General features: G+C 77.3%; 1 protein-coding gene. It reads left to right on the top strand.

Annotation, left to right across the window (positions count from 1 at the left end; translation table 11 throughout):
- Positions 1-661 (top strand): alanine dehydrogenase (locus GTR00_RS21895; RefSeq protein WP_240900801.1); only part of this gene is annotated, 661 nt, incomplete at its 5' end.
- Positions 662-847: the final 186 nt, after the last annotated feature.

Here is an 847-nt window from a genome sequence, read left to right as displayed (position 1 = left end):
GGGCGGGCGCGGGGTGCTCATGGGCGGGGTGCCGGGCGTGCGCGGCGCGGACGTGGTGGTGATCGGCGCGGGCGTGTCGGGGCAGAACGCCGCGCGCATCGCGCTGGGGATGGGCGCGGAGGTGACCGTGCTGGACCTGTCGATCCCGAAGCTGCGCGAGGTCGACGCCCGCTTCGGCGGGGCGGTGCGCACCGTCACCTCCAACGCCTTCGAGCTGGCCCGCGCGGTGCGCAGCGCGGACCTGGTGGTCGGCGCGGTCCTCGTGCCCGGCGCCCGGGCGCCGAAGCTGGTGAGCGACGAGCTGGTGGCGCAGATGCGCCCCGGCTCGGTGCTGGTGGACATCGCGGTCGACCAGGGCGGCTGCTTCGAGTCCACCCGGCCCACCACGCACGACGACCCGACGTTCCCCGTGCACGGCTCGCTGTTCTACTGCGTGGCGAACATGCCCGGCGCGGTGCCGCACACCTCCACGTACGCGCTGACGAACGCGACCCTGCCGTACGTGGTGCGCCTGGCCGACCGCGGCTGGCGGGCGGCGCTGGCCGGCGACGCGGCCCTGGCGCGCGGGTTGTCCACCCACGCCGGGCGGCTGACCAGCGCGGAGGTCGGCGCCGCCCACGTCCTGCCCTCCAGCACGGTCGCGGAGGTCCTGGGCGCCTGAGGCGGGAGCGCCGGGAACGGCCGTGTGAACGGGCGGCGCGGCGAGCGCGCCGTGGGGCTGCTGGGTGGTACCTGTGCGGGGCCGGGTCGCTGACCGCGGCACCGGCGGCCCCGCGGGGTCGCCGGAACCCCCCAGGAACAGGAGTCCCCCGCGTGAGGAAGACGCTCACGGCCCTGGCCGCCGCGC

It is taken from the genome of Kineococcus indalonis, assembly GCF_009906395.1.
Lineage (GTDB): Bacteria > Actinomycetota > Actinomycetes > Actinomycetales > Kineococcaceae > Kineococcus > Kineococcus indalonis.
This window is presented reverse-complemented; position numbering and strand designations above follow the sequence as displayed.